Source organism: Caballeronia sp. LZ043 (genome assembly GCF_031451075.1).
Taxonomy (GTDB): Bacteria; Pseudomonadota; Gammaproteobacteria; order Burkholderiales; family Burkholderiaceae; genus Caballeronia.
In genome coordinates, this window is record NZ_JARUXT010000001.1 from 2,566,556 (window position 1) to 2,592,517 (window position 25,962).

35 protein-coding genes are annotated in these 25,962 nt (G+C 60.3%); all 35 read right to left on the reverse strand.

Features of this window, described 5'->3' with window-relative positions:
• Positions 1 to 120: 120 nt before the first annotated feature.
• The gene (rplQ, locus tag QCE64_RS11660; protein ID WP_310003872.1) at positions 121 to 516 is read right to left on the reverse strand and encodes a 50S ribosomal protein L17; all 396 of its coding nucleotides are present in this window, start codon (positions 514 to 516) and stop codon (positions 121 to 123) included.
• Positions 517 to 662: 146 nt separating this feature from the next.
• Entirely contained in the window at positions 663 to 1,640 is a 978-nt protein-coding gene (locus QCE64_RS11665) for a DNA-directed RNA polymerase subunit alpha (protein ID WP_309903245.1), read from the reverse strand.
• 134 nt (positions 1,641 to 1,774) lie between these two features.
• A complete protein-coding gene (rpsD, locus tag QCE64_RS11670) occupies positions 1,775 to 2,398 on the reverse strand; it encodes a 30S ribosomal protein S4 (RefSeq protein ID WP_309810351.1) in 624 nt (207 codons plus the stop codon).
• 159 nt (positions 2,399 to 2,557) lie between these two features.
• Positions 2,558 to 2,962: a 30S ribosomal protein S11 gene (rpsK, locus tag QCE64_RS11675; protein ID WP_006052224.1), complete on the reverse strand. Its 405-nt coding sequence runs from the start codon at positions 2,960 to 2,962 to the stop codon at positions 2,558 to 2,560.
• 28 nt (positions 2,963 to 2,990) lie between these two features.
• Positions 2,991 to 3,356 carry a 30S ribosomal protein S13 gene (gene rpsM, locus QCE64_RS11680; RefSeq protein WP_008344037.1) on the reverse strand — a complete coding sequence of 122 codons (366 nt, stop codon included), beginning with the start codon at positions 3,354 to 3,356 and terminating at the stop codon, positions 2,991 to 2,993.
• 41 nt (positions 3,357 to 3,397) lie between these two features.
• Complete coding sequence (rpmJ, locus tag QCE64_RS11685; RefSeq protein WP_004199844.1) at positions 3,398 to 3,514, reverse strand: 50S ribosomal protein L36; 117 nt, start codon at positions 3,512 to 3,514, stop codon at positions 3,398 to 3,400.
• Positions 3,515 to 3,534: 20 nt separating this feature from the next.
• Complete coding sequence (gene infA / locus QCE64_RS11690; protein WP_004521905.1) at positions 3,535 to 3,753, reverse strand: translation initiation factor IF-1; 219 nt, start codon at positions 3,751 to 3,753, stop codon at positions 3,535 to 3,537.
• An 8-nt stretch (positions 3,754 to 3,761) separates the two neighbouring features.
• Positions 3,762 to 5,108, reverse strand: coding sequence for a preprotein translocase subunit SecY (secY, locus tag QCE64_RS11695; protein ID WP_309810356.1), 1,347 nt, complete (start codon positions 5,106 to 5,108; stop codon positions 3,762 to 3,764).
• A gap of 41 nt (positions 5,109 to 5,149) precedes the next feature.
• Positions 5,150 to 5,584, reverse strand: coding sequence for a 50S ribosomal protein L15 (gene rplO / locus QCE64_RS11700; RefSeq protein ID WP_087049863.1), 435 nt, complete (start codon positions 5,582 to 5,584; stop codon positions 5,150 to 5,152).
• Positions 5,585 to 5,613: 29 nt separating this feature from the next.
• Complete coding sequence (gene rpmD / locus QCE64_RS11705; protein ID WP_050454145.1) at positions 5,614 to 5,796, reverse strand: 50S ribosomal protein L30; 183 nt, start codon at positions 5,794 to 5,796, stop codon at positions 5,614 to 5,616.
• A gap of 10 nt (positions 5,797 to 5,806) precedes the next feature.
• Positions 5,807 to 6,325, reverse strand: coding sequence for a 30S ribosomal protein S5 (gene rpsE / locus QCE64_RS11710; RefSeq protein ID WP_061170928.1), 519 nt, complete (start codon positions 6,323 to 6,325; stop codon positions 5,807 to 5,809).
• A 14-nt stretch (positions 6,326 to 6,339) separates the two neighbouring features.
• On the reverse strand, positions 6,340 to 6,705 hold the full coding sequence (rplR, locus tag QCE64_RS11715) for a 50S ribosomal protein L18 (protein ID WP_008343872.1): 366 nt from the start codon (positions 6,703 to 6,705) through the stop codon (positions 6,340 to 6,342).
• 12 nt (positions 6,706 to 6,717) lie between these two features.
• Complete coding sequence (gene rplF, locus QCE64_RS11720) at positions 6,718 to 7,251, reverse strand: 50S ribosomal protein L6 (RefSeq protein ID WP_309810367.1); 534 nt, start codon at positions 7,249 to 7,251, stop codon at positions 6,718 to 6,720.
• 18 nt (positions 7,252 to 7,269) lie between these two features.
• Positions 7,270 to 7,665, reverse strand: coding sequence for a 30S ribosomal protein S8 (gene rpsH, locus QCE64_RS11725; RefSeq protein WP_035506756.1), 396 nt, complete (start codon positions 7,663 to 7,665; stop codon positions 7,270 to 7,272).
• 14 nt (positions 7,666 to 7,679) lie between these two features.
• Positions 7,680 to 7,985: a 30S ribosomal protein S14 gene (gene rpsN / locus QCE64_RS11730; protein WP_008343864.1), complete on the reverse strand. Its 306-nt coding sequence runs from the start codon at positions 7,983 to 7,985 to the stop codon at positions 7,680 to 7,682.
• A gap of 7 nt (positions 7,986 to 7,992) precedes the next feature.
• Positions 7,993 to 8,532: a 50S ribosomal protein L5 gene (rplE, locus tag QCE64_RS11735; protein WP_087049859.1), complete on the reverse strand. Its 540-nt coding sequence runs from the start codon at positions 8,530 to 8,532 to the stop codon at positions 7,993 to 7,995.
• Positions 8,533 to 8,546: 14 nt separating this feature from the next.
• Positions 8,547 to 8,855 carry a 50S ribosomal protein L24 gene (rplX, locus tag QCE64_RS11740; protein WP_309810373.1) on the reverse strand — a complete coding sequence of 103 codons (309 nt, stop codon included), beginning with the start codon at positions 8,853 to 8,855 and terminating at the stop codon, positions 8,547 to 8,549.
• Between the two features lie 9 nt (positions 8,856 to 8,864).
• Positions 8,865 to 9,233, reverse strand: coding sequence for a 50S ribosomal protein L14 (gene rplN / locus QCE64_RS11745; protein WP_006998478.1), 369 nt, complete (start codon positions 9,231 to 9,233; stop codon positions 8,865 to 8,867).
• A gap of 296 nt (positions 9,234 to 9,529) precedes the next feature.
• Entirely contained in the window at positions 9,530 to 9,802 is a 273-nt protein-coding gene (gene rpsQ, locus QCE64_RS11750) for a 30S ribosomal protein S17 (protein WP_309810376.1), read from the reverse strand.
• On the reverse strand, positions 9,799 to 9,993 hold the full coding sequence (gene rpmC / locus QCE64_RS11755; protein WP_309811713.1) for a 50S ribosomal protein L29: 195 nt from the start codon (positions 9,991 to 9,993) through the stop codon (positions 9,799 to 9,801). The genes rpsQ and rpmC overlap by 4 nt, the downstream gene beginning before the upstream one ends.
• A gap of 10 nt (positions 9,994 to 10,003) precedes the next feature.
• A complete protein-coding gene (rplP, locus tag QCE64_RS11760) occupies positions 10,004 to 10,420 on the reverse strand; it encodes a 50S ribosomal protein L16 (RefSeq protein ID WP_309810379.1) in 417 nt (138 codons plus the stop codon).
• Positions 10,421 to 10,422: 2 nt separating this feature from the next.
• Complete coding sequence (gene rpsC / locus QCE64_RS11765) at positions 10,423 to 11,217, reverse strand: 30S ribosomal protein S3 (RefSeq protein WP_087049856.1); 795 nt, start codon at positions 11,215 to 11,217, stop codon at positions 10,423 to 10,425.
• Between the two features lie 11 nt (positions 11,218 to 11,228).
• Complete coding sequence (gene rplV / locus QCE64_RS11770) at positions 11,229 to 11,558, reverse strand: 50S ribosomal protein L22 (RefSeq protein WP_007730533.1); 330 nt, start codon at positions 11,556 to 11,558, stop codon at positions 11,229 to 11,231.
• A 12-nt stretch (positions 11,559 to 11,570) separates the two neighbouring features.
• Positions 11,571 to 11,846: a 30S ribosomal protein S19 gene (gene rpsS / locus QCE64_RS11775; RefSeq protein WP_035967602.1), complete on the reverse strand. Its 276-nt coding sequence runs from the start codon at positions 11,844 to 11,846 to the stop codon at positions 11,571 to 11,573.
• Between the two features lie 10 nt (positions 11,847 to 11,856).
• The gene (gene rplB / locus QCE64_RS11780; RefSeq protein ID WP_309810383.1) at positions 11,857 to 12,684 is read right to left on the reverse strand and encodes a 50S ribosomal protein L2; all 828 of its coding nucleotides are present in this window, start codon (positions 12,682 to 12,684) and stop codon (positions 11,857 to 11,859) included.
• A 2-nt stretch (positions 12,685 to 12,686) separates the two neighbouring features.
• Entirely contained in the window at positions 12,687 to 13,001 is a 315-nt protein-coding gene (gene rplW / locus QCE64_RS11785) for a 50S ribosomal protein L23 (protein ID WP_035967599.1), read from the reverse strand.
• The gene (gene rplD, locus QCE64_RS11790; RefSeq protein ID WP_309810386.1) at positions 12,998 to 13,618 is read right to left on the reverse strand and encodes a 50S ribosomal protein L4; all 621 of its coding nucleotides are present in this window, start codon (positions 13,616 to 13,618) and stop codon (positions 12,998 to 13,000) included. The genes rplW and rplD overlap by 4 nt, the downstream gene beginning before the upstream one ends.
• The gene (gene rplC, locus QCE64_RS11795) at positions 13,618 to 14,277 is read right to left on the reverse strand and encodes a 50S ribosomal protein L3 (RefSeq protein ID WP_309810389.1); all 660 of its coding nucleotides are present in this window, start codon (positions 14,275 to 14,277) and stop codon (positions 13,618 to 13,620) included. The genes rplD and rplC overlap by 1 nt, the downstream gene beginning before the upstream one ends.
• Before the next feature lie 211 nt (positions 14,278 to 14,488).
• Positions 14,489 to 14,800, reverse strand: coding sequence for a 30S ribosomal protein S10 (rpsJ, locus tag QCE64_RS11800; RefSeq protein ID WP_006998489.1), 312 nt, complete (start codon positions 14,798 to 14,800; stop codon positions 14,489 to 14,491).
• A gap of 153 nt (positions 14,801 to 14,953) precedes the next feature.
• Entirely contained in the window at positions 14,954 to 16,144 is a 1,191-nt protein-coding gene (gene tuf, locus QCE64_RS11805; RefSeq protein ID WP_309918853.1) for an elongation factor Tu, read from the reverse strand.
• A gap of 67 nt (positions 16,145 to 16,211) precedes the next feature.
• Entirely contained in the window at positions 16,212 to 18,314 is a 2,103-nt protein-coding gene (fusA, locus tag QCE64_RS11810; RefSeq protein ID WP_309810393.1) for an elongation factor G, read from the reverse strand.
• 120 nt (positions 18,315 to 18,434) lie between these two features.
• The gene (gene rpsG, locus QCE64_RS11815) at positions 18,435 to 18,905 is read right to left on the reverse strand and encodes a 30S ribosomal protein S7 (RefSeq protein WP_006053291.1); all 471 of its coding nucleotides are present in this window, start codon (positions 18,903 to 18,905) and stop codon (positions 18,435 to 18,437) included.
• A gap of 183 nt (positions 18,906 to 19,088) precedes the next feature.
• Positions 19,089 to 19,469, reverse strand: coding sequence for a 30S ribosomal protein S12 (gene rpsL, locus QCE64_RS11820; protein ID WP_006053290.1), 381 nt, complete (start codon positions 19,467 to 19,469; stop codon positions 19,089 to 19,091).
• 217 nt (positions 19,470 to 19,686) lie between these two features.
• Positions 19,687 to 21,534, reverse strand: coding sequence for a DNA helicase RecQ (gene recQ, locus QCE64_RS11825; protein ID WP_309931161.1), 1,848 nt, complete (start codon positions 21,532 to 21,534; stop codon positions 19,687 to 19,689).
• Positions 21,535 to 21,706: 172 nt separating this feature from the next.
• Positions 21,707 to 25,948, reverse strand: coding sequence for a DNA-directed RNA polymerase subunit beta' (gene rpoC / locus QCE64_RS11830; protein WP_309918859.1), 4,242 nt, complete (start codon positions 25,946 to 25,948; stop codon positions 21,707 to 21,709).
• Positions 25,949 to 25,962: the final 14 nt, after the last annotated feature.

The window sequence follows — 25,962 nt, forward strand, 5'->3', positions numbered from 1 at the left end:
AACGTCCGGCGCGCCGAAAAGCCGCAGCCGGGACGAACCAGCCAGGGGGAAGCAGCCGAAAAGCAAAAAGGCCAAGCTGCGAGCCTGGCCTTTTCGTGTGACTACGTGCTGCAGCGAAACTTACTCCGCTTCTTGCACGTCGTCCGCTTCTTCGACTTCCGGACGATCCATCAGCTGGATCAGTGCCATCGGTGCGTTGTCGCCGACGCGGAAACCGAACTTCAGGATGCTGAGGTAGCCGCCCGGACGGTTTGCGTAGCGCGGACCGAGGACGTCGAACAGCTTCGTGACCGAATCGCGATCGCGCAGGCGGTTGAACGCCAGGCGACGGTTCGCGAGCGACGGCTTCTTGCCCAGCGTGATGAGGGGCTCGACGACCTTGCGCAGTTCCTTGGCCTTCGGGAGCGTCGTCTTGATGACTTCGTGCTCGATGAGCGAGTTCGACATATTGCGGAGCATTGCCAGACGATGGCTGCTCGTGCGGTTCAGTTTCCGCAGACCATGCTTATGACGCATTTGAGTTCCTTAACGAGTTTAGAGCCAGCTCTTCTATTGCGCCCCGATAGATCGAATGGGGTGCACGGGCCGGTCGGACAAAAAAGCAAGACGCGGATTTTAAAGGAAAATCCGCGTCCTTGCCAGTAACGCTTGAGACTTCGTACTTACTTGTCGAGACCAGCCGGCGGCCAGTTTTCGAGCTTCATGCCGAGCGTCAGACCACGCGAAGCCAGAACTTCCTTGATTTCGTTCAGCGACTTGCGGCCCAGGTTCGGCGTCTTCAGCAGCTCGTTTTCCGTGCGCTGGATCAGGTCGCCGATGTAGTAGATGTTCTCGGCCTTCAGGCAGTTCGCCGAGCGGACCGTGAGTTCGAGGTCGTCCACCGGACGCAGCAGGATCGGATCGATCTGCGGTGCACGCGACGGCGCTTCCGCAGCCGCTTCCGTGCCTTCCAGCGCCGCGAACACCGACAGCTGATCGACCAGAATGCGCGCCGACTGGCGGATCGCTTCTTCCGGCGAGATCACGCCATTGGTTTCGATGTTCATGACGAGCTTGTCGAGGTCGGTACGCTGCTCGACACGCGCGCTTTCCACTGCGTAGCTCACGCGGCGAACCGGCGAGAACGAAGCATCCAGCACGATACGGCCGATGATCTTGGCCGACTCTTCGCCGTAGCGGCGCACGTTGCCCGGCACATAGCCGCGACCTTTCTCGATCTTGATCTGAACGTCGAGCTTGCCGCCCTTCGACAGGTGAGCGATCACGTGCCCGGGATTGATGACCTCGCAGTCGTGCGCGAGCTCGATGTCCCCGGCCGTAACAACGCCTTCGCCTTCCTTGCGCAGCGTCACCGTGACTTCGTCGCGGTTATGCAGCTTGAAGACCACACCCTTCAGGTTCAACAGCAGGTTGACCACATCCTCTTGCACACCGTCGAGCGTCGAGTATTCGTGCACGACGCCTGCGATCGTCACTTCGGTCGGCGCGTAGCCGATCATCGACGACAGCAGCACACGCCGAAGCGCATTACCCAAGGTGTGGCCATAGCCGCGTTCGAACGGCTCCATAACCACTTTCGCGTGGTTCTCACCAAGCGATTCAACTGCAATGATCTTGGGCTTCAACAAACTGGTTTGCATAGGTTTTCCTTTTCAATACCCTCGGCTCGTTACACCGATAAGGCTGACCGGTGACAACCTGAAAATAAACAGCCGAGGCCACCTCTTGCCACGAGCAATCAGGCTCCCCGGCTGTCCATCCGTTACCGCCGCGATTAACGCGAATACAATTCGACGATCAGGCTTTCGTTGATGTCACCGGCGATGTCGCTACGCTCGGGCATCGACTTGAACGTGCCTTCGAACTTCTTTGCATCGACCGAGACCCAGCTCGCCATGCCGCCTTGCTCTGCCAGCGACAGGGCTTCGACGATGCGAGCCTGCTTGCGCGACTGTTCGCGCACGGACACGACGTCGCCCGACTTCACTTGCAGCGACGGGATGTTCGCGACCTGGCCGTTCACCATGATCGACTTGTGGCTGACCAGCTGACGTGCTTCTGCGCGCGTCGAGCCGAAGCCCATGCGATACACCACGTTGTCGAGACGCGACTCGAGCAACTGCAGCAGGTTTTCGCCCGTCGGGCCCTTGCGGCGGTCGGCTTCAGCGAAGTAGCGGCGGAACTGACGTTCCAGCACGCCGTAGATACGCTTCACTTTCTGCTTTTCGCGCAACTGGGTGCCGTAGTCGGACGTACGTGCGCCCGAGGTGCGGCCGTGCTGGCCGGGCTTGCTGTCGAGCTTGCACTTGTCGGCGAGCGAACGGCGTGCGCTCTTCAGGAACAGATCGGTGCCTTCACGGCGGGAGAGCTTGGCTTTGGGACCGGTATAGCGTGCCACTTTGCATCCTTAAAATTTGATCACGCAGATGTCACTGCAACGTCCATCTGCGCTAGTCCGAACCCTTTGGGTCGAACGGTGGGCTTAGTCAAACTTCATAACGCACGAAACCCGCCGATACTCGCGCATCGACAGGAAACATGCGGTCGCGTCGTCGACTTAGATACGACGGCGCTTCGGCGGACGGCAACCGTTGTGCGGGACCGGCGTCACGTCGGAGATCGCGGTGATCTTGATGCCAAGACCATGCAACGCGCGCACCGCCGATTCACGGCCAGGACCGGGGCCCTTGATCCGCACTTCGAGGTTCTTCACGCCGTATTCCATTGCCACACGGCCTGCCGATTCGGCTGCGACCTGGGCTGCAAACGGGGTCGACTTGCGCGAGCCCTTGAAGCCCTGACCACCGGAGGTTGCCCATGCAAGCGCATTACCTTGACGGTCGGTGATCGTGATAATGGTGTTGTTGAACGACGCGTGAACGTGAACCACGCCCTCGGCGACGTTCTTCTTGACCTTCTTGCGAACGCGTTGCGCCGCGGAGTTGTTCGAAGCCTTAGCCATTACGTTTTCCTGTAACTGTCAGTTCCGCTTACTTCTTCAGCGATTGCGCTGCACGACGCGGACCCTTGCGGGTACGGGCATTCGTGCGCGTACGCTGGCCACGCAGGGGCAGACCCTTGCGATGGCGCATGCCGCGGTAGCAACCCAAGTCCATCAGGCGCTTGATGTTCATCGTCACTTCACGGCGGAGGTCGCCTTCGACGATGAACTTGCCCACTTCGTCACGCAGCTTTTCGAGGTCTGCGTCAGTGAGGTCCTTGACCTTCTTCGAAAATTCAACACCAGCGGCGGTGCAGATGCCGCGCGAACGCGTGCGACCGATGCCGAAGATTGCCGTCAGGCCGATCTCGGTATGCTGGTGATTCGGGATGTTAACCCCTGCGATACGAGCCATTGTTTTTCCTCAAACAAAAAGCGCAAGCAAAAGCGCGGCGTTCAGCCTTGACGCTGTTTGTGGCGCGGATCAGAGCTGCAAATCACGCGCACAACGCCCTTGCGCTTGATGATCTTGCAATTGCGGCAAATGCGCTTAACCGATGCCATCACTTTCATGATATTACCCTTTTTTCAAATCACTTCGCCCGGAACACGATCCGCGCACGAGACAGATCGTAAGGCGTCAATTCAACCGTAACCTTGTCGCCCGGCAGGATGCGGATGTAGTGCATCCGCATCTTTCCGGAAATATGACCCAGGACGACATGGCCATTTTCCAATTTCACCCGGAAAGTAGCGTTGGGAAGGTTTTCGATGACCTCACCCTGCATCTGGATAACATCGTCTTTGGCCATGGTCCTAATCAACGCATCGGGACGTTGCCACCCTTGAAGTTGGCCTTCTTGAGCAGCGATTCATATTGTTGCGACATAACGTACGACTGCACCTGAGCCATGAAGTCCATCGTGACGACGACAATGATCAGCAGCGACGTTCCACCAAAATAAAACGGCACGTTCCAGCGCAACACCAGAAACTCAGGCAGCAGGCACACGAATACGATGTAGATCGCCCCCGCCAGCGTCAGACGCGTGAGGATGCGGTCGATATATCGTGCAGTCTGATCGCCCGGACGGATACCCGGAACGAAAGCACCGCTCTTCTTCAAGTTGTCGGCGGTCTCCCGGCTGTTGAACACCAGTGCGGTGTAGAAGAAGCAGAAGAAGACGATCGCCAACGCATACAGCAGCACGTACACAGGCTGACCAGGCTTCAGGGCCTCGGCCACGTTGTGCAGCGTGTTCGCGAACCAGTTGGTGCGCGAACCCGAACTGAACCAGTTCAGGATGGTTGCCGGGAAGAGGATGATCGACGACGCGAAGATCGGCGGAATCACACCCGACATGTTCAACTTCAGCGGCAGATGAGACGACTGTCCGCCGTAAATCTTGTTACCGACCTGGCGCTTCGCATAGTTCACGAGGATCTTGCGCTGACCGCGTTCAATGAACACGACCAGATACGTGACCGCCGCGATCAGCACGACGATGATGATCGCCGAGATGATGCTCATCGAACCGGTGCGAACCAGCTCGAACAAACCACCGATTGCGTTCGGGAAACCCGCCGCGATACCGCCGAAGATGATGATCGAAATGCCGTTGCCAAGACCGCGTTCCGTGATCTGCTCACCGAGCCACATCAGGAACATCGTGCCCGTCACCAGCGTAACGACCGTCGTCAACCTGAACACCATGCCGGGGTCGAGTACCAGGCCGGGCTGATTTTCCAGCGCAACCGCGATACCGAACGCCTGGAAGGTCGCGAGCACCACGGTGAAGATCCGCGTGTATTGCGTGATCTTCCGTTGCCCCGCCTGCCCTTCCTTCTTCAGCGCCTCCATCTGCGGCGACACGATCGACAGCAACTGCATGATGATCGACGACGAGATGTAGGGCATGATGCCCAACGCAAAGATCGTGAACCGTGAAAGCGCGCCACCCGAAAACATGTTGAACATGCCAAGGATGCCGCCTGACTGGCTTTGGAACAGCTTCGCCAGTTGGTCCGGATCGATGCCGGGAACCGGAATATGCGCACCAATGCGGTAGACGATCAACGCCAGCAGCAGGAACACTGCCCGCCGGCGCAAATCGCCAAATTTCGCCGCGCTTCGACCGGTTTTTGCGAGACTCGGGCTGTTAGCCAAGAACCTTCTCCGATGCTAGTGCTAGTAACGGCGAAAGCGCGTTACTCGGCGAACGAGCCGCCAGCGGCTTCGATTGCAGCGCGGGCGCCCTTCGTTGCCGTCAGACCCTTCACCGTAACCTTGCGGGTGATCTCGCCGGTCTTGATGATCTTCGCGCTCTTGATGAGCTCGCCGACCAGACCTGCTTGCTTCAGCGCCAGAAGATCGATTTCGTCAACCGGCAGCTTTTCGAGATCGGCCAGGCGCACTTCACCAACGAATTCCTTCGTCAGCGACGTGAAGCCGCGCTTCGGCAGACGGCGCTGCAGAGGCATCTGACCGCCTTCGAAGCCGACCTTGTGAAAGCCGCCCGAACGCGATTTCTGACCCTTGTGGCCGCGACCTGCAGTCTTGCCCAGGCCCGAACCGATGCCGCGACCGACGCGACGCTTTGCGTGCTTCGCGCCTTCTGCCGGCTTCAGGTTATTCAATTCCATGTTCAACTCCTTGGATCCGTAGGTCGCGCTCAGGCGATGACCTTAACGAGGTACGAAACCTTGTTGATCATCCCGCGCACTGCCGGCGTGTCCTGCAACTCGGAAACCGAGTTCAGGCGACGCAGGCCGAGACCACGCACCGTAGCACGGTGCGTTTCGCGGGTCCCGATCAGGCTCTTCACGAGCTGAACCTTGACAGTTTTTTCAGACATGGTGACCACCTTAGCCCAGAATGTCTTCGACGGACTTACCACGCTTCGCCGCGATATCAGCCGGCGTCGACTGCTTGCGCAGACCGTCCAGCGTGGCACGAACGAGGTTGTACGGGTTCGTCGAACCGTGGCTCTTGGCCACGACGTTTTGCACGCCCATCACGTCGAACACGGCGCGCATCGGGCCGCCGGCGATCACGCCAGTACCATCCTTCGCCGGAGCGAGGAGGACTGCCGAGGCGCCGTGCTTGCCGTGCACTTCGTGTTGCAGCGTGCCGTTCTTCAGGGGCACCTTGAACATGTTGCGGCGGGCTTGTTCCATTGCCTTCTGAACGGCAACCGGAACTTCCTTTGCCTTGCCCTTGCCCATGCCGACGCGGCCATCACCGTCGCCAACCACGGTCAGTGCGGCGAAGCCGAGAATCCGGCCACCCTTCACGACCTTGGTCACGCGGTTGACCGAAATCATCTTTTCGCGCAGGCCGTCGTCGCGTTCGTCAGCCTGAACTTTCGCTTGCATCTTTGCCATGACGAATTCTTCCCTTAGAACTTGAGCCCGGCTTCACGCGCCGCATCAGCCAGCGCCTTCACGCGGCCGTGGTAGCGGAAACCCGAGCGGTCAAAGGCGACGGATTCGATGCCGGCTGCCTTGGCCTTTTCGGCGATACGCTTGCCGATCAGGGTCGCGGCGTTGACGTTGCCGCCCTTGCCCGACTTGTCGGCCAGTTCGGCACGCACTTCAGCTTCCAGCGTCGAGGCGCTTGCCACGACCTTCGTGCCGCATGCCGAGAACACTTGCGCGTAGATATGCGTATTCGTGCGATGCACGGCCAGACGCGGAACCTGCAGCTCAGCGATCTTGATACGCGTCTGACGAGCGCGGCGCAGGCGAGATTGAGTCTTATCCATGATTGCGCACCCTTACTTCTTCTTCGTTTCTTTGAGGATCACGACCTCGTCGGAATAGCGCACGCCCTTGCCCTTGTAAGGCTCCGGCGGACGATAGCCGCGCACTTCCGCCGCGGTCTGTCCGACTTTCTGCTTGTCGATCCCCTTGATCACGATTTCGGTCTGCGACGGGGTTTCAGCCTTGATGCCTTCCGGCATCTGGTGCACCACGGGGTGCGAGAAACCCAGCGACAGGTTCAGCTTGTCGCCTTGCGCTTGCGCACGATAACCAACGCCAACCAGCGTCAGCTTGCGCTCGAAACCCTTGGTGACGCCTTGCACCATGTTCGCCACCAGGGCGCGCATCGTGCCGGACATCGCGTTTGCTTCGCGGCTTTCATCCGTCGGAGCGAGTTGCAGCGTGCCGTTCTCGTTCGTCAGGCTCACCAGCTTGTTGGCCGGCTGCGAGATCGTACCGAGCGGGCCCTTGACGGTGATGACGTCGCCCTTGACGGCCACTTCGGTGCCTTGCGGCAGCGCGATCGGGCTCTTACCTACTCGAGACATGTTTCTTCTCCTTAGGCGTTAAGCGACGTAGCAGATGACTTCGCCGCCGACGCCGTTCTGGCGCGCCTTGCGGTCGGTCATCACACCCTTCGGCGTCGACACGATTGCAACGCCGAGGCCATTCATGACCTGCGGAATGTCGTTGCGACCGCGGTACACGCGCAGGCCAGGCTTCGAAACGCGCTCGAGGCGTTCGATGACCGGACGGCCGGCGTAGTACTTCAACGCGATATTCAACTCGATCTTCGCGCCTTCAGCCTTCACCGCGAAATCGTCGATATAACCTTCGTCCTTCAAAACCTGCGCAATCGCAACCTTGACTTTCGACGAGGGCATAGTCACCGAAACCTTCTCGACCATCTGCGCATTGCGGATGCGAGTCAGCATATCGGCGATAGGATCACTCATGCTCATTTATGTTTCTCCTATTACCAGCTCGCCTTGGTGAGGCCAGGGATTTCGCCGCGGAAAGCGATTTCACGAATCTTGCCGCGTGCGAGTCCGAACTTGCGGAACGTGCCACGCGGACGACCCGTGATCGCGCAGCGGTTACGCTTGCGAGTGGGGTTCGAGTTACGCGGCAGTTGTTGCAGCGCCAGACGCGCGAGGTAGCGCTCTTCGTCCGACTTGCTTGCGTCGTCGATCACAGCCTTCAGCTCAGCACGCTTCGGAGCGTACTTGGCTGCCAGGCGCGCGCGCTTCTTTTCACGTTCGATCAGTGCCAGTTTAGCCACGGTAACCTCAGTTTCTGAACGGGAACTTGAAGCCGGCGAGCAGCGCCTTTGCTTCATCGTCAGTCTTCGCGGTAGTCGTGATGCTGATGTTCAGCCCACGCAGCGCGTCGATCTTGTCGTAGTCGATTTCGGGGAAAATGATCTGCTCTTTCACACCGATGTTGTAGTTGCCACGACCGTCGAATGCACGGCCCGACACGCCACGGAAGTCGCGCACACGGGGGAGCGCAACGGTCACGAAACGGTCGAGGAATTCGTACATCGCTTGGCCGCGCAGCGTGACCATCGCGCCGATCGGGTAGCCCTGACGAATCTTGAAGCCTGCGATTGCCTTGCGCGCCTTCGTGATGACCGGCTTCTGGCCGGCGATCTTCGTCAGGTCGCCCACGGCGTTTTCGATGATCTTCTTGTCAGCGACGGCTTCGCCAAGGCCCATGTTCAGGGTGATCTTGGTGATGCGCGGCACTTCCATGATGGACTTGTAGCCGAACTTTTCCACCAGTTGCGGCACAACCTTTTCTTTGTAAATCTCTTGCAGACGAGCCATTTTTTAACTCCGCGTCAGGCGTTGAGCGTGGCGCCGGTCGACTTCAAGAAGCGAACCTTCTTGCCGTCTTCGACCTTGATGCCTACGCGTGACGCCTTGCCATTCGCGTCGATCAAAGCGACGTTCGAAATATGCAGCGGCATCGACTTGGCTTCCACGCCGCCTGTCGTTCCCTTCATCGGGTTCGGCTTCACGTGCTTCTTGACGAGGTTGATGCCCTCGACGGTGACACGGTCTTCCGCAACGACGAGCACGGTACCGCGCTTGCCCTTGTCTTTGCCGGCCGTGACGATGACTTCGTCACCCTTGCGAATCTTGTTCATCGCGGCTCCTTACAGCACTTCCGGCGCGAGCGAAACGATCTTCATGAATCGTTCGCTACGCAGTTCACGCGTAACCGGCCCGAAAATACGCGTGCCGATCGGCTCGAGCTTCGTGTTCAGCAGAACGGCGGCATTGCCGTCGAACTTGATGAGCGAGCCATCCTGGCGACGCACGCCTTTGGCCGTACGAACGACCACGGCGTTGTAGATTTCGCCCTTTTTCACGCGTCCGCGCGGCGTCGCTTCCTTGACGGTCACCTTGATGATGTCGCCAATGCTTGCGTAACGACGCTTCGAGCCGCCGAGCACCTTGATGCACATGACTTCACGCGCACCCGTGTTGTCGGCCACTTCAAGCCGAGTTTCGGTCTGGATCATGGTTTATCTTTCCCAACTTAATCCGATTGCACCACCATGGCGCAGCCGGTCAGTCTTGGTCCCGTCAGCCAAATGGCTGCTTGGGTTAGAACAGGCAGCAACGGCAGACGAAACCCGCCATCGCAATCCGGTGAATCTGTCGACTCAGGCTGGCGCCCAAGCCGGCTTCCCCCACCAATTTCGCCCGCGACGGGGCTCCCACAAAGAGGGAAGACCGAGATTATAACAAACAATCTCGGTCTTGCAAGCGAAACTTACTGCGATACAACTACTTACAGCATCGCCGAGAATCGGCTTCAGATCACGCGAGCGGCTTCAACCAGCTTCGACACAACCCAGGCCTTCGTCTTCGAAATCGGACGGGTTTCCTGGATTTCGACGAGATCGCCTTCGTTGTACGTGTTCGCGTCATCATGCGCGTGGTACTTCTTGGAGCGCACGACGTACTTGCCGTAGATCGGATGCTTCACGCGGTGCTCGACCAGCACGGTGACCGTCTTGTCCATCTTGTTGCTGACGACCTTGCCGACCAGAGTCCGCTTGAGCGAGGTTTTTACGCTTTCGTTCATTTCTGGTTCGCCTTCTCAGTCATGACGGTGCGCACACGCGCGATGTCGCGACGGACCTTCTTCAGCTGGCTCGTGTTGGTGAGCTGCTGGGTCGCGAGTTGCATGCGCAGGCCGAATTGCGCCTTCAGCAGGTCCGACAGCTCTTTGTTGAGCGCGGCCTGGTCTTTCTGGTGAAGTTCAGATGCCTTCATCATTTACTCCTTAGGCGCCGAGCTGACGCACGACGAAGTACGTCTTCAGCGGCAGCTTGGCTGCAGCCAGACGGAACGCTTCGCGCGCCAGTTCTTCGGTGACACCGTCCATTTCGTACAGCATCTTGCCCGGTTGAATTTCAGCGACGTAGTACTCCGGGTTACCCTTACCGTTACCCATACGCACTTCGGCCGGCTTTTGCGAAATCGGCTTGTCCGGGAAAATACGGATCCAGATCCGGCCACCACGCTTGATGTGACGCGTCATCGCACGACGCGCGGCTTCGATCTGACGGGCGGTCAAACGGCCGCGACCGATAGCCTTCAGGCCGAATTCACCAAACGACACCGCGTTGCCGCGCGTCGCCTTGCCGGTGTTACGACCCTTCTGCTCTTTGCGATACTTTCTGCGTTTCGGTTGCAGCATCGTTATTCTCCAGTCTTCGCGTCACCGCCAGCGCGACGGGGTGCACCGCGACGCGCGCCAGCCGGAGCACCTTCACCGTCACGGCGCGGACGGCGATCGCCACCCGGACGTGCGTTGCGGCGCGGACGCTTTTCTTCCGCCACTTCTTCCACGACCGGCGCTTCGTTGCGGCCCAGGGTGTCGCCCTTGTAGACCCACACCTTCACGCCGATGATGCCGTACGTGGTCTTCGCTTCCGACGTTGCGTAGTCGATATCCGCACGCAGCGTATGGAGGGGCACGCGACCTTCGCGATACCACTCGGTACGAGCGATTTCGATACCGTTCAGACGACCCGCGCTCATGATCTTGATGCCCTGGGCACCGAGACGCATCGCGTTCTGCATCGCGCGCTTCATCGCGCGGCGGAACATGATCCGGCGCTCGAGCTGTTGCGTGATCGAATCAGCGATGAGCTGAGCATCCGTTTCCGGCTTGCGGATTTCTTCGATGTTGACGTGAACCGGAACGCCCATGCGCTTTTGCAGCTCGGACTTCAGCAGTTCGATGTCTTCACCCTTCTTGCCGATGACGACGCCCGGACGCGAGCTGTAAATCGTGATGCGCGCGTTCTTCGCCGGACGCTCGATGACGACGCGGCCGACCGAAGCGTTCTTCAGCTTCTTTTTCAGATATTCACGAACACCGATGTCTTCCTGCAACATCGCCGCGAAATTGTTGTTGTTCGCGTACCAGCGCGAAGCCCAATTGCGGCTGACGGCCAAACGGAAGCCAGTCGGATGAATTTTCTGTCCCATCGTATGGCTCCTTAATTCCCGACCGTCACAGTGATGTGACAGGATTGCTTCTCGATGCGGTTACCGCGACCCTTAGCGCGTGCGGTGAAACGCTTCAGCGAAGCAGCCTTGTCGACGTAGATGCTCGTGATCTTGAGCTCGTCGATATCGGCGCCTTCGTTGTGTTCCGCATTCGCGATCGCAGACAGCACGACCTTCTTGACGATACCCGCCGCCTTCTTCGGCGAGAACGTCAGAACGTTCAGCGCCTTGTCGACCGGCAGACCACGGATCTGGTCAGCCACAAGGCGCGTTTTCTGCGCCGAGATGCGGGCACCGCGATGAATTGCCTTCACTTCCATCTTGATAGCCCCTTATTTCTTGGCCTTCTTGTCGGCTGCGTGACCCTTGAACGTACGGGTCAGTGCGAACTCGCCAAGCTTGTGGCCGACCATGTTTTCCGTGACATACACCGGAACGTGTTGACGGCCGTTGTGAACAGCGATCGTCAGACCGATGAAGTCCGGCAGAATCGTCGAACGACGCGACCAGGTCTTGATCGGCTTCTTGTCACGCGTCGATGCAGCCGACTCAACCTTCTTCAGCAAATGAGCGTCGCAGAACGGACCTTTTTTAGCAGAACGTGTCATTGCCTACTCCTTAACGCTTGTGACGGCGCTGGACGATCATCGTCGTCGTGCGCTTGTTGCTACGGGTGCGATAGCCCTTCGTCGGCGTACCCCACGGGCTCACCGGATCGCGACCTGCAGCCGTCTTGCCTTCACCACCGCCGTGCGGGTGATCGACCGGGTTCATTGCAACGCCGCGCACCGTCGGACGGATACCGCGCCAGCGGTTCGCGCCTGCCTTGCCGATCTGGCGGAGGCTGTGCTCTTCGTTGCCCACTTCACCGATCGTCGCGCGGCACTCGACGTGCACGCGGCGGATTTCGCCCGAGCGCAGACGCACTTGTGCGTACACGCCTTCACGAGCCAGCAGCATGGCCGACGTACCAGCCGAACGCGCCATCTGCGCGCCCTTGCCCGGCAGCATCTCGATGCAGTGGATCGTCGTACCGACCGGGATGTTGCGGATCGGCAGGGTGTTACCCGCGCGGATCGGCGCTTCCGAACCGGACATCAGCTGCGTGCCGACCGTCACGCCCTTCGGCGCGATGATGTAACGGCGCTCGCCGTCTGCGTACAGAACCAGCGCGATGTTCGCGCTACGGTTCGGGTCGTACTCGAGACGCTCGACCTTCGCTGCGATGCCGTCCTTGTTGCGACGGAAATCGACGATACGGTAATGCTGCTTGTGACCACCGCCCTGGTGACGCGTGGTGATACGGCCGTTGTTGTTACGGCCCGCCGACTTGGATTGCGTGTCGAGCAGCGCTGCGTGCGGCTTGCCCTTGTGCAGATCCTTGTTGACGATCTTGACCATCGCGCGGCGACCCGGCGAGGTCGGCTTAACTTTCACGATTGCCATGATTACTTGGCCTCCGCTTCAAAGTTGATTTCCTGGCCGGGCTTCAGGCAGACGTACGCCTTCTTCACGTCCTTGCGCTTGCCGTTGAAGCGGCCAAAGCGCTTTGCCTTGCCCTTCGTGACGAGCACGTTGACGGAATTGACTTCGACCTTGAACAGCAGCTCGACAGCAGCCTTGACTTCCTGCTTCGTGGCGTCCGGTGCGACTTCGAACACGACTTGTTCGTTCTTGTCGGCAACCAGCGTCGCCTTTTCGGAGATCACCGGCGCGAGCAGAACTTGCATCAAACGATGATCGTTTTTGCGAACTTCGCTCATGACAGCAACTCCTCGATCTGAGCGACCGCAGCCTTCGTGATCAGGATCTTCTTGAAGTAGATCAGCGAGAGCGGGTCGGCGTAACGCGGCTCGACAACGGCCACATGGGCCAGGTTGCGCGACGCGAGGTACAGGTTCTCGTCGACCGTATCGGTGATGACCAACACGGAATCGAGACCCATGGCCTTGAATTTTTCGGCCAGCAGCTTGGTCTTCGGGGCTTCGAGCGTCAGCTCTTCAACCACCGAGATACGGCCTTCGCGAGCCAACTGCGAGAAGATCGAGCGCAGACCTGCGCGATGCATCTTCTTGTTGACCTTGTGCGAGAAATTCTCTTCCGGCGAATTCGGGAAGATACGGCCACCGCCGCGCCACAACGGGCTCGACGACATACCGGCACGAGCGCGGCCCGTACCCTTCTGACGCCACGGCTTCTTGGTGGTGTGCTTGACCTGCTCGCGATCCTTCTGCGCGCGGTTGCCGCTGCGTGCATTCGCCTGATAGGCGATGACGACCTGGTGAATCAGGGCTTCGTTGTAATCGCGACCGAACACGACGTCCGATGCGTTCACGCCAGCGCCTTCCTGACCATTGGCATTCAGGAGCTTAAGTTCCATTATTTCGCTCCTTTCACAGCACGCGTCTTGACGGCCGGGGTCACGAAGACCTTGCCGCCCTTCGCACCCGGAACAGCGCCGCGGACGAGCAGCAGGCTGCGCTCGGCGTCGATGCGGGCGATTTCGAGATTCTGGACCGTGACGGTCTCGTCACCGAGGTGACCCGTCATGCGCTTGCCCGGGAACACACGACCCGGATCCTGCGCCATACCGATCGAACCCGGAACGTTGTGCGAACGCGAGTTACCGTGCGATGCACGGCCCGATGCGAAGTTGTAGCGCTTGATCGTGCCGGCGTAGCCCTTACCGATCGACGTGCCTTGCACATCAACCTTCTGGCCGACTTCGAAGATATCCGCTGCGATGACAGCGCCGTTCGACAGTTCACCTGCCTTGGCTGCATCGACGGGGAATTCCTTGAGGATTTCACCGGCTTGAACGCCGGCTTTGGCGAGGTGACCCGCCAACGGCTTCGTCACGCGCGATGCGCGGCGAGTACCGAATGCAACCTGAACGGCGGTATAACCATCCGTTTCAACGGTCTTGATCTGCGTCACGCGGTTGTCCGACACGTCCAGCACGGTGACGGGGATCGAGTCCCCCTCAGGCGTGAAGATACGGGTCATACCAACCTTGCGACCTACGAGTCCAAGGCTCATCGTTTTCTCCATTCCCAACTGCGATTGGTCGGGGCTGATTTACAAGTGCCGCCTGCGTCACGGAAGACTGGAGCGGCTTTACAAACGCATTTTTCGTGCGGATAGGCGCGAAAAGCCTTGGAGTATAACAAGGCTTTTCGATTCCCGCAAGCAATTCAAAGACTTAGCTCCGTCACGGCGGCTGCTTGCCGCGATCGGAGTTTTTTGAGACTTACTGCAGCTTGATTTCGACGTCGACGCCGGCCGGCAGGTCGAGCTTCATCAGCGCGTCGACGGTCTTGTCCGTCGGATCGACGATGTCCATCAGGCGCTGGTGCGTACGGATTTCGAGCTGGTCGCGCGACGTCTTGTTGACGTGCGGCGAACGCAGGATGTCAAAACGCTGAATGCGCGTCGGCAGCGGGACCGGGCCACGGACGATTGCGCCAGTCCGCTTCGCCGTATCGACGATTTCGGCTGCCGATTGATCGATCAGACGATAGTCGAAAGCCTTCAGACGGATGCGGATTTTTTGGTTCTGCATGACAATTCCTTGGAAAGAGCGAGGCGGTCTTGCACCGCCGATTGGCAAAAGAGCGTAGAACCGGACACACGTGGAGGACGCGCATCCGGTCCCGGTCTGTTACTGCTTTACTACGAGTTCAAATCAGGCAAGCTCGCAAGCAAGCCCGACATATTACTCGATAATCTTCGCCACGACACCGGCGCCGACGGTACGACCGCCTTCACGGATAGCGAAACGCAGACCTTCTTCCATGGCGATCGGGGCGATCAGCTTGACCGTGATCGACACGTTGTCGCCCGGCATCACCATTTCCTTGTCCTTCGGCAGCTCGATCGAGCCCGTCACGTCCGTCGTACGGAAGTAGAACTGCGGACGGTAGTTGTTGAAGAACGGCGTGTGGCGGCCGCCTTCGTCCTTGCTCAGCACGTACACTTCAGCCGTGAAGTGCGTGTGCGGCGTGATCGAACCCGGCTTGGCCAGAACCTGGCCACGCTCCACGTCTTCACGCTTCGTGCCACGCAGCAGGATACCGACGTTGTCGCCTGCCTGACCCTGGTCGAGCAGTTTGCGGAACATTTCCACGCCCGTGCAGGTCGTCTTCACCGTCGTCTTGATACCGACGATTTCGATTTCCTCGCCAACCTTCACCACGCCACGCTCGATACGGCCCGTCACCACCGTGCCGCGACCCGAGATCGAGAACACGTCTTCCACCGGCATCAGGAACGAACCGTCAACCGCGCGTTCCGGCGTCGGGATGTACGTGTCCAGCGCGTCGGCCAGGCTCATGATCGCCACTTCGCCCAGCTCGCCCGTGTCGCCTTCCAGCGCCAGCTTGGCCGAACCCTTCACGATCGGCGTGTCGTCGCCCGGGAAGTCGTACTTCGAGAGAAGCTCGCGCACTTCCATTTCGACCAGCTCGAGCAGCTCGGCGTCGTCGACCATGTCGCACTTGTTCAGGAACACGATGATGTACGGCACGCCGACCTGACGGGCCAGCAGGATGTGCTCGCGCGTTTGCGGCATCGGGCCGTCAGCGGCCGAGCACACCAGAATTGCGCCGTCCATCTGCGCGGCGCCCGTGATCATGTTCTTCACGTAGTCGGCGTGGCCCGGGCAGTCGACGTGTGCGTAGTGGCGGTTAGCCGTTTCGTACTCGACGTGCGCGGTGTTGATCGTGATGCCGCGCGCCTTTTCTTCCGGTGCCGCGTCGATCTGGTCGTATGCCTTCGCTTCGCCGCCGAACTTCTTGGTCAGCACCGTGGTGATCGCTGCCGTCAGCGTGGTCTTGCCGTGGTCAACGTGACCGATCGTACCGACGTTCACGTGCGGCTTGGTCCGCTCGAATTTACCTTTTGCCATGATTACCTTCTTTCAGAGATTGTTTGTCGGTTAAAGCTTGTGGCTTGCGCCGAATGACTTGCGGGTATTACTTACCCTTGGCGTTGATGATCGCTTCGGCGACGTTACGCGGAGCTTCAGCATAGTGCTTGAACTCCATCGTGTACGTTGCACGGCCTTGCGTCAGCGAACGCAGCGAAGTGGAGTAGCCGAACATTTCCGACAGCGGCACTTCGGCGCGAACGATCTTGCCGCCGCCAATCATGTCTTCCATACCCTGGACGATACCGCGACGGCCCGACAGGTCGCCCATCACGTTGCCCATGTAGTCTTCCGGCGTTTCGACTTCGACGGCCATCATCGGTTCGAGGATGACCGGGCTTGCCTTGCGCATCGCTTCCTTGAAGGCCATCGAGCCGGCCATGCGGAACGCGTTTTCGTTCGAGTCCACGTCGTGGTACGAACCGAACGTCAGGTGCACCTTCACGTCCACGACCGGGAAGCCAGCCAGCACGCCCGACTTCAGCGTTTCCTGGATACCCTTGTCCACGGCCGGGATGTATTCGCGCGGAATCACGCCGCCCTTGATCTCGTCCAGGAACTCGTAGCCCTTGCCCTGCTCGTTCGGCTCGAGCGTGATGACCGCGTGACCGTACTGGCCGCGACCACCCGACTGCTTGACGAACTTGCCGTCGACGTCTTCGGCCTTGCTGCGGATCGTTTCGCGGTAAGCCACCTGCGGCTTGCCGACGGTCGCTTCCACGCCGAACTCACGACGCATGCGGTCGACCAGAATTTCGAGGTGGAGCTCGCCCATGCCCGAAATGATGGTCTGGCCCGATTCCTCGTCCGTCTGAACGCGGAACGACGGATCTTCCTGTGCCAGGCGGTTCAGCGCCAGACCCATTTTTTCCTGGTCGGGCTTCGTCTTCGGCTCGACGGCCTGGGAGATCACCGGCTCCGGGAAAATCATGCGTTCGAGCACGATGGGGTGCTGCGGATCGCACAGCGTGTCGCCCGTGGTCGCTTCCTTCAGGCCGACGGCCGCCGCGATGTCGCCCGCGCGCACTTCCTTGATTTCTTCGCGCTGGTTCGCGTGCATCTGCAGAATACGGCCAAGGCGTTCCTTCTTGTCCTTGGTCGCGTTCAGCACGGTGTCACCCGAGTTCACGATGCCCGAATACACGCGGAAGAAGATCAGCTGACCGACGAACGGGTCCGTCATGATCTTGAACGCGAGTGCCGAGAACTTCTCGTCGTCGGCTGCACGGCGCTCTGCCTTCTCGCCGCTTTCGAGTTCGCCCGTGACCGGGGGAATGTCCACCGGCGACGGCAGGAAGTCGATCACGGCGTCCAGCATGCGCTGCACGCCCTTGTTCTTGAACGCGGTGCCGCACAGCATCGGCTGGATTTCGCACGCGATGGTCCGGTCGCGGATTGCCTTGACGATTTCCGCCTCGCTCAGCTCTTCGCCGCCGAGATACTTTTCCATCAGTTCTTCGGTGGCTTCGGCAGCCGACTCGATCATCTTCTCGCGCCACTCGTTGCACGTGTCGACGAGTTCAGCCGGGATGTCGACGTAGTCGAACTTCGTGCCTTGGGACGCTTCGTCCCAAATGATCGCCTTCATCTTGATCAGGTCGACCACGCCCGTGAACGTGTCTTCCGCGCCGATCGGCACGACGACGGGAACCGGGTTCGCCTTCAGGCGGGTCTTCAGCTGGTCATAGACCTTGAAGAAGTTCGCGCCGGTACGGTCCATCTTGTTGACGAACGCGAGACGGGGAACCTTGTACTTGTTCGCCTGGCGCCACACGGTTTCCGACTGCGGCTGCACGCCGCCCACTGCGCAGTAGACCATGCACGCGCCGTCGAGGACGCGCATCGAGCGTTCCACTTCGATCGTGAAGTCGACGTGACCCGGGGTGTCGATGATGTTGATACGGTGCTCGGGATAGTTGCCGCCCATGCCCTTCCAGAAGGCGGTGGTGGCAGCGGACGTGATCGTGATGCCGCGTTCCTGCTCCTGCTCCATCCAGTCCATCGTTGCGGCGCCGTCGTGAACTTCACCAATCTTGTGGTTCACGCCCGTGTAGAACAGGATGCGCTCGGTCGTCGTCGTTTTGCCGGCGTCGATGTGAGCGCTAATACCGATATTGCGGTAGCGCTCGATAGGTGTCTTGCGAGCCACTTTGGATCCTTTTTCGGGTCGACGCGACGGCCAATTGCCGACCGCGTCCTAAGACAAACGGGCGAGGCGCCTGGAATAGCGCACCCGCCCTGATTTTCCGTTATGCCCTGGAGCGGGAGCTTAGAAACGGAAGTGCGAGAATGCCTTGTTGGCCTCTGCCATGCGGTGAACTTCGTCGCGCTTCTTCATTGCGCCGCCACGGCCTTCGGCCGCTTCCGAGAGTTCGCCTGCAAGACGCAGGGCCATCGACTTTTCGCTGCGCTTCTTCGCGGCTTCACGCAACCAACGCATCGCCAATGCCATACGACGCGAGGGACGCACTTCGACCGGAACCTGATAGTTGGCACCACCAACGCGACGGCTCTTCACTTCGACCACCGGCTTCACGTTGTTGAGCGCAACCGTGAACACTTCCAGCGGGTCCTTGCCACCCTTGGTCTGGATCTGTTCAAAAGCGCCGTACACGATACGCTCGGCAACCGACTTCTTGCCGGAGAGCATCAGCACGTTCATGAACTTGGCTACATCTACGTTGCCGAACTTCGGATCCGGCAACACTTCCCGCTTGGGGACTTCGCGACGACGCGGCATGATTCTTCCTTTACTTTTTCAGTTGGAGCAGTTCCCCGCTCCGCGGCCACCAACAAACCCGATCCATCTCTTCGACTAAACCAGCTTGGCCGGGTGACCACTTACTCGACAGCACCGGCATTTCCGGCACCACCGCCTTAACCGCCTTGCGGCGACCTGATTGTCCTGCAGCAGACCAGCAGCTTACTTGCCGGCCTTGGCACGCTTCGCGCCGTACTTCGAGCGAGCTTGCTTACGATCCTTGACGCCCTGGGTATCCAGCGAGCCGCGAACCATGTGGTAACGCACACCCGGCAAGTCCTTCACACGGCCGCCGCGAATCAGCACGACCGAGTGCTCTTGCAGGTTGTGGCCTTCACCGCCGATGTACGAGATAACTTCGAAACCGTTCGTCAGACGAACCTTGGCAACTTTACGAAGTGCCGAGTTCGGCTTCTTCGGCGTGGTGGTGTACACGCGGGTGCACACGCCACGACGTTGCGGGCAGTCCTGCAGGGCCGGCGACTTGCTCTTCGTCGTTTCCGACGTGCGGCCTTTGCGAACCAGTTGATTGATGGTTGGCATTGTTTAATCCTAAAAATGAACAGAATCAGCGCAATTCGGGTCGGGCAAAGCGAACAAATTGCGCATTTTGTGCTCCCGCCGATGGTTTTCACTCCCAACGCACGTTCAGCAAGCGCAGTCGAGAAATTCCAAAAACGAGAACCAAGCATGATATTCCGAAAATCCCAATCGGGTCAATACGTTGCACCGAAATCAGGGGGCTTTCAGAGAAGGGAACTCAGGCAGAGCCGACCACATCGAGCAGTTCGTCGCCGAAGCGCTCCAGCTTGCGAACGCCGATGCCGGGAATATGCCGAAGATCGTCGATCGTATCGGGGTCGCTGCGAGCGATTTCCGCCAGCGTGGCGTCATGAAAAATGACATAGGCCGGCACGCCGTCGCTCTTGGCCGTCTCGGCCCGCCAGGCCCGCAGGCGCTCCCAGCGCGTCTTCTCGCGCGGCGACATGCCGGCCGTGGGATCGGCGCGTTCGCCGGTCCGCGCGGAGCCTTGACGGCTGCGCGCAGGCTTCACGTACTTGCGCAGCGTGACGCTCTCCTCACCCTTGAGCACCGGCTTGCTGGCATCGGTCAGGACGAGCGCGCCGAAACCGTCGTGGTCGACGGCCAGATAGCCGAACGCCACCAGTTGCCGGAACACCGCACGCCATTCGGCATCGGCAAGCGCCTCGCCGACACCGAAAGTAGACAGCTTCTCGTGCCCGCGCTGCAGCACCTTCTCGCTGCGCACGCCCCGCAGAATGTCGATCAGATGCCCCGCGCCGAAGTGAAAACCGCTCGCCTTCTGCGCGCGATAGACACACGACAGCGCCATCTGCGCCTCGCGCGTGGCGTCGAAGGACGCGGGCGGTTCGAGACAGGTATCGCAATTGCCGCACGGCGTGCTGTGCTCGCCGAAATACGCCAGCAACCGCACGCGCCGGCAGGATGCGACCTCACAGAGGCCGAGCAACGCGTCGAGCTTGCCGGTCTGCACGCGTTTGTGAGCGTCGTCAGCCTCTGATTCGTCGATCATCTTGCGCTGCTGCACGACGTCGCCGAGACCGTACGCCATCCACGCATTCGCGGGCATGCCGTCGCGACCGGCGCGTCCGGTCTCCTGATAGTAGCCTTCGACGCTCTTCGGCAGATCCAGATGCGCCACGAAGCGCACGTCCGGTTTGTCGATACCCATGCCGAAGGCGATCGTCGCGCACATGACGACGCCTTCTTCGCGCTGGAACATCTCCTGATGACGCTGACGCTTCTCGAACTCCATGCCCGCGTGATACGGCAACGCATGAAGGCCCTGCCCCTTCAGCCATTCCGCGGTTTCTTCCACCTTGCGGCGCGACAGGCAATACACGACACCAGCATCCGTGGTGCCGTCCTTGTTCGTGTGCTCGGCGCGGATGAAATCCAGCAGTTGCGAGCGGGCATTGTCCTTCTCGACGATCCGGTAGCGGATATTCGGCCGGTCGAAGCTCGAAACAAAGATGCGCGCTTCATCCAGAGCCAGACGATGCACGATCTCGTCGCGCGTGATGGCGTCCGCCGTTGCCGTGAGCGCGATGCGCGGCACGTTCGGGAAGCGCTCGTGCAGCACGGACAGCTGGATGTACTCGGGCCGGAAATCATGCCCCCACTGCGACACGCAGTGCGCTTCATCAATGGCGAACAGGCCGACCGGCGCGCTGTCGAGCAGGTCGAGAAAGCGCGACGTCATCAGCCGTTCCGGCGCCACGTACAAGAGGTCGATCTCGCCGTTGCGCAGTGCGCGTTCGGTGGCCGCGGCTTCGGCGCCCGACAAGGTGGAATTGAGATACGCGGCGCGCACACCGAGTTCGGTCAGCGCGGCCACCTGATCCTGCATCAGCGCGATCAGCGGCGACACGACGATGCCCGCGCCGAAGCCCGCCTCGCGGCGCACCAGCGACGGAATCTGATAGCACAATGATTTGCCGCCGCCCGTGGGCATCAGCACGAGTGAGTCGCCGCCGTTCGCGACATGCTCGACGATCTCCGCCTGTTGGCCGCGAAAAGCGGGATAGCCGAAGATTTCGTTGAGTATTTCGAGCGACCGGGACATGGGGAAAGCGCGCACGGCGAGACAGAGATAACGAATTCTACCAATGCAGGACCGCGCATCGACGCCGTTCGGGCATCGCTGGCCGAATGGACGAGGGCAGCAGGAATCGCAGGACGAAAAAAAACCGCCCGGCACAAACCGGGCGGTTTCATGAAGCAAACGAGCCAGCAGCTTACTCGTTGGTATGCGGCTGCTGTTCCGCCGCCGGGGTTTCCGGCGTGCCGAAGTCGAACGACTCTTCGGCTGCGATCTGGTCGAAACGCTCGCGATCCGACGACTCCTTCGCACGGCGCGCCTTGTGGAACGCGAGACCCGTACCCGCCGGAATCAGACGGCCGACGATCACGTTTTCCTTCAGGCCGCGCAGGTCATCACGCTTGCCCATGATCGCCGCTTCGGTCAGCACGCGGGTCGTTTCCTGGAACGACGCCGCCGAGATGAACGAATCGGTCGACAGAGAAGCCTTCGTGATACCGAGCAGCACGTTGTCGTACGTGGCCGGGCGCTTGTCGTCGGCGATCATGCTGTCGTTTTCGTCCAGCATGTCCGAACGCTCGACCTGCTCGCCCGGGATGAAGCGCGTATCGCCGTTGTCGACGATCTGCACACGACGCAGCATCTGACGCACGATCACTTCAATGTGCTTGTCGTTGATCTTCACGCCCTGCAGACGGTACACGTCCTGCACTTCGTCCACGATGTAGCGCGACAGCGCCTCGATACCCTGCAGACGCAGGATGTCGTGCGGATCGGCAGGACCGTCGACGATCATTTCGCCCTTGTTGACGACCTGACCATCGTGCACCAGCACCTGCTTTTCCTTCGCGATCAGGAACTCGTGCTGATTGCCCTCGAGGTCCGTGATGACGAGACGCTGCTTGCCCTTCGTGTCCTTGCCGAACGACGTCGTGCCCGTGACTTCCGCCAGAATGCCGGCGTCCTTCGGCGAGCGCGCTTCGAACAGTTCGGCCACGCGCGGCAGACCACCGGTAATGTCACGCGTCTTCTGCGCTTCAACCGGGATACGCGCCAGCACTTCACCAACCTGCACTTGCTGACCATCCTTCACGGTGATCAGTGCGCCGACCTGGAAGCCGATCTGCACCGAATGCTCGGTGTTCGGGATCTTCACTTCCTCGCCGTTCGCGTCGAGCAGCTTCACCTGCGGACGCACGCTCTTCGAAGCCTGCGAACCGCGACGCTTCACGTCGATCACGACCAGGGTCGAAAGACCGGTCACGTCGTCGATCTGCTTCGCCACGGTCACGCCTTCCTCGACGTTCTCGAACTTCACCGTACCGCCCCACTCGGTGATGATCGGACGCGTCAGCGGGTCCCATTGAGCCAGTTGCGCACCGGCCTTGATGGTTGCGCCGTCGAGTTGCAGCAACGTTGCGCCGTACGGGATCTTGTGACGCTCACGCTCGCGACCGAGGTCGTCCGCGATGATCGCCTCGCCCGAACGCGAAATGACGACCTGCTCGCCCTTCGCGTTGGTGACGTAACGCATGGTGGCCGTGAAGCGCACCGTACCGTTCGACTTCGCTTCCACCGTTGAAGCAACCGCCGCACGCGATGCCGCGCCACCGATGTGGAACGTACGCATGGTCAGCTGCGTGCCCGGCTCGCCGATCGACTGTGCCGCGATCACGCCGACAGCCTCGCCGACGTTCACGCGCGAACCGCGGCCGAGGTCGCGGCCGTAGCACGCGGCGCACAGGCCATAACGCGTTTCGCAGGTCAGCGGCGTGCGCACGCGCACTTCGTCGATACCCAGGCGCTCGATTTCTTCCACTGCGTCTTCGTCGAGCAGATCGCCCGATGCATACAGCGTCTCTTGCGTTTCCGGATTGACGACGTCCGCCACCGCGACGCGGCCGAGAATCCGGTCACGCAGCGCTTCAACCACTTCACCGCCTTCGACCAGCGCCTTCATGGCCACGCCGTTCGAGGTGCCGCAATCGTCTTCGACCACGACCAGATCCTGCGTCACGTCGACCAGACGACGCGTCAGGTAACCCGAATTCGCCGTCTTCAGTGCCGTATCAGCCAGACCCTTACGTGCACCGTGGGTCGAGATGAAGTACTGCAACACGTTCAAGCCTTCGCGGAAGTTCGCGGTAATCGGCGTCTCGATAATGGAGCCGTCCGGCTTCGCCATCAGGCCGCGCATACCGGCCAGCTGACGAATCTGCGTCGCCGAACCGCGCGCGCCCGAGTCGGCCATCATGTAGATCGAGTTGAACGATTCCTGACGCGTGTCCTTGCCGTCGCGATCGACCACCGGTTCCGTCGAGAGCTGCTCCATCATCGCCTTGCCGACCGCTTCCGACGTGTTCGACCAGATGTCGACCACGTTGTTGTAGCGTTCCTGCGCGGTGACGAGACCCGACATGTACTGACGGTCGTATTCCTTCACCTTCTTCGCGGCGTCGCCGACGATGGTCTCTTTCTGCGGCGGCACGAGCATGTCGTCCACGCAGATCGAGATACCGGCACGCGTGGCCAGCCGGAAGCCCATCTGCATCAGCTGGTCGGCGAAGATCACCGTTTCGCGCAGACCGCACTTGCGGAATGCCGTGTTGATCAGCTGCGAAATCTGCTTCTTCTTCAGCGGCTTGTTCAGCACCGTGAACGGCAGGCCCGGCGGCAGGATTTCCGACAGGATCGAACGGCCGACCGTGGTCGCGTACAGCGAGATCTTCGGCACGAACTTCGGTGCGCCTTCGCTCGTGTCTTCGTTTGCCACCATTTCGGTGATACGCACGTTGACGCGCGAAGCCAGTTCGACTTCCTTGTTCTCGTACGCGCGGATGGCTTCCGACACGTCCGTGAACGTCAGGCCTTCGCCCTTGCCGTTGATCGCTTCACGCGACGCGTAGTACAGGCCGAGCACGATATCCTGCGACGGCACGATCGACGGATCGCCGTTGGCCGGGAACAGGACGTTGTTCGACGCCAGCATCAGCGTGCGCGCTTCCATCTGCGCTTCCAGCGACAGCGGCACGTGCACGGCCATCTGGTCACCGTCGAAGTCGGCGTTGAACGCCGCGCAGACGAGCGGATGCAACTGGATGGCCTTGCCTTCGATCAGCACCGGCTCGAACGCCTGGATGCCCAGACGGTGCAGCGTCGGCGCGCGGTTCAGCATGACCGGATGCTCGCGGATCACCTCTTCGAGGATGTCCCACACCACCGGCGTCTGGTTCTCGACTTCCTTCTTCGCAGCCTTGATGGTCGTCGCGACGCCCATCACTTCCAGCTTGTTGAAGATGAACGGCTTGAACAGTTCGAGCGCCATCAGCTTCGGCAGACCGCACTGATGCAGCTTGAGCGTCGGGCCGACCACGATCACCGAACGGCCCGAGTAGTCGACGCGCTTGCCCAACAGGTTCTGACGGAAACGACCGCCCTTACCCTTGATCATGTCGGCGAGCGACTTCAGCGGACGCTTGTTCGCGCCGGTCATCGCCTTGCCGCGACGGCCGTTGTCGAGCAGCGAGTCGACCGCTTCCTGCAGCATCCGCTTTTCGTTGCGGACGATGATTTCAGGCGCCTTCAGCTCGAGCAGACGCTTCAACCGGTTGTTACGGTTGATCACGCGGCGATACAGGTCGTTCAGGTCCGACGTCGCGAAACGGCCGCCGTCCAGCGGCACGAGCGGACGCAGTTCCGGCGGCAGCACCGGCAGCACTTCGAGGACCATCCAGTCCGGCTTGATGCCCGAACGCTGGAAAGCCTCGAGCACCTTGAGGCGCTTCGCGTACTTCTTGATCTTCGCTTCGGAACCGGTGTTCTTCAGTTCCGTGCGCAGCATCTCGACCTGTTCGTCGATGTTGATCGCGCGCAGCAGCTCACGCACGCCTTCCGCGCCCATTTCGGCACGGAATTCGTCGCCGTATTCCTCGACCTTGTTGTAGTAATCCTCTTCCGTCATGATCTGCCGCGCTTTCAGCGGCGTCATGCCCGGATCGATCACCACATACGCTTCGAAGTACAGCACGCGTTCGATGTCGCGCAGCGTCATGTCGAGCACCATGCCCAGACGCGACGGCAGCGATTTCAGGAACCAGATGTGCGCGACCGGCGAGGCCAGTTCGATGTGGCCCATCCGTTCGCGACGCACCTTCGCCAGCGTCACTTCGACGCCGCACTTCTCGCAGATCACGCCGCGATGCTTGAGGCGCTTGTACTTGCCGCACAGGCACTCGTAGTCCTTGATCGGACCAAAGATCTTCGCGCAGAACAGACCATCCCGTTCCGGCTTGAAGGTGCGGTAGTTGATGGTCTCCGGCTTCTTGACTTCGCCGAACGACCACGAGCGGATCTTGTCGGGCGACGCGAGGCCGATCTTGATCGCATCAAAAACTTCTTCTTGTTGGACTTGCTTGAATAGATCGAGCAGAGCTTTCATTGCTTTCTCTCCGT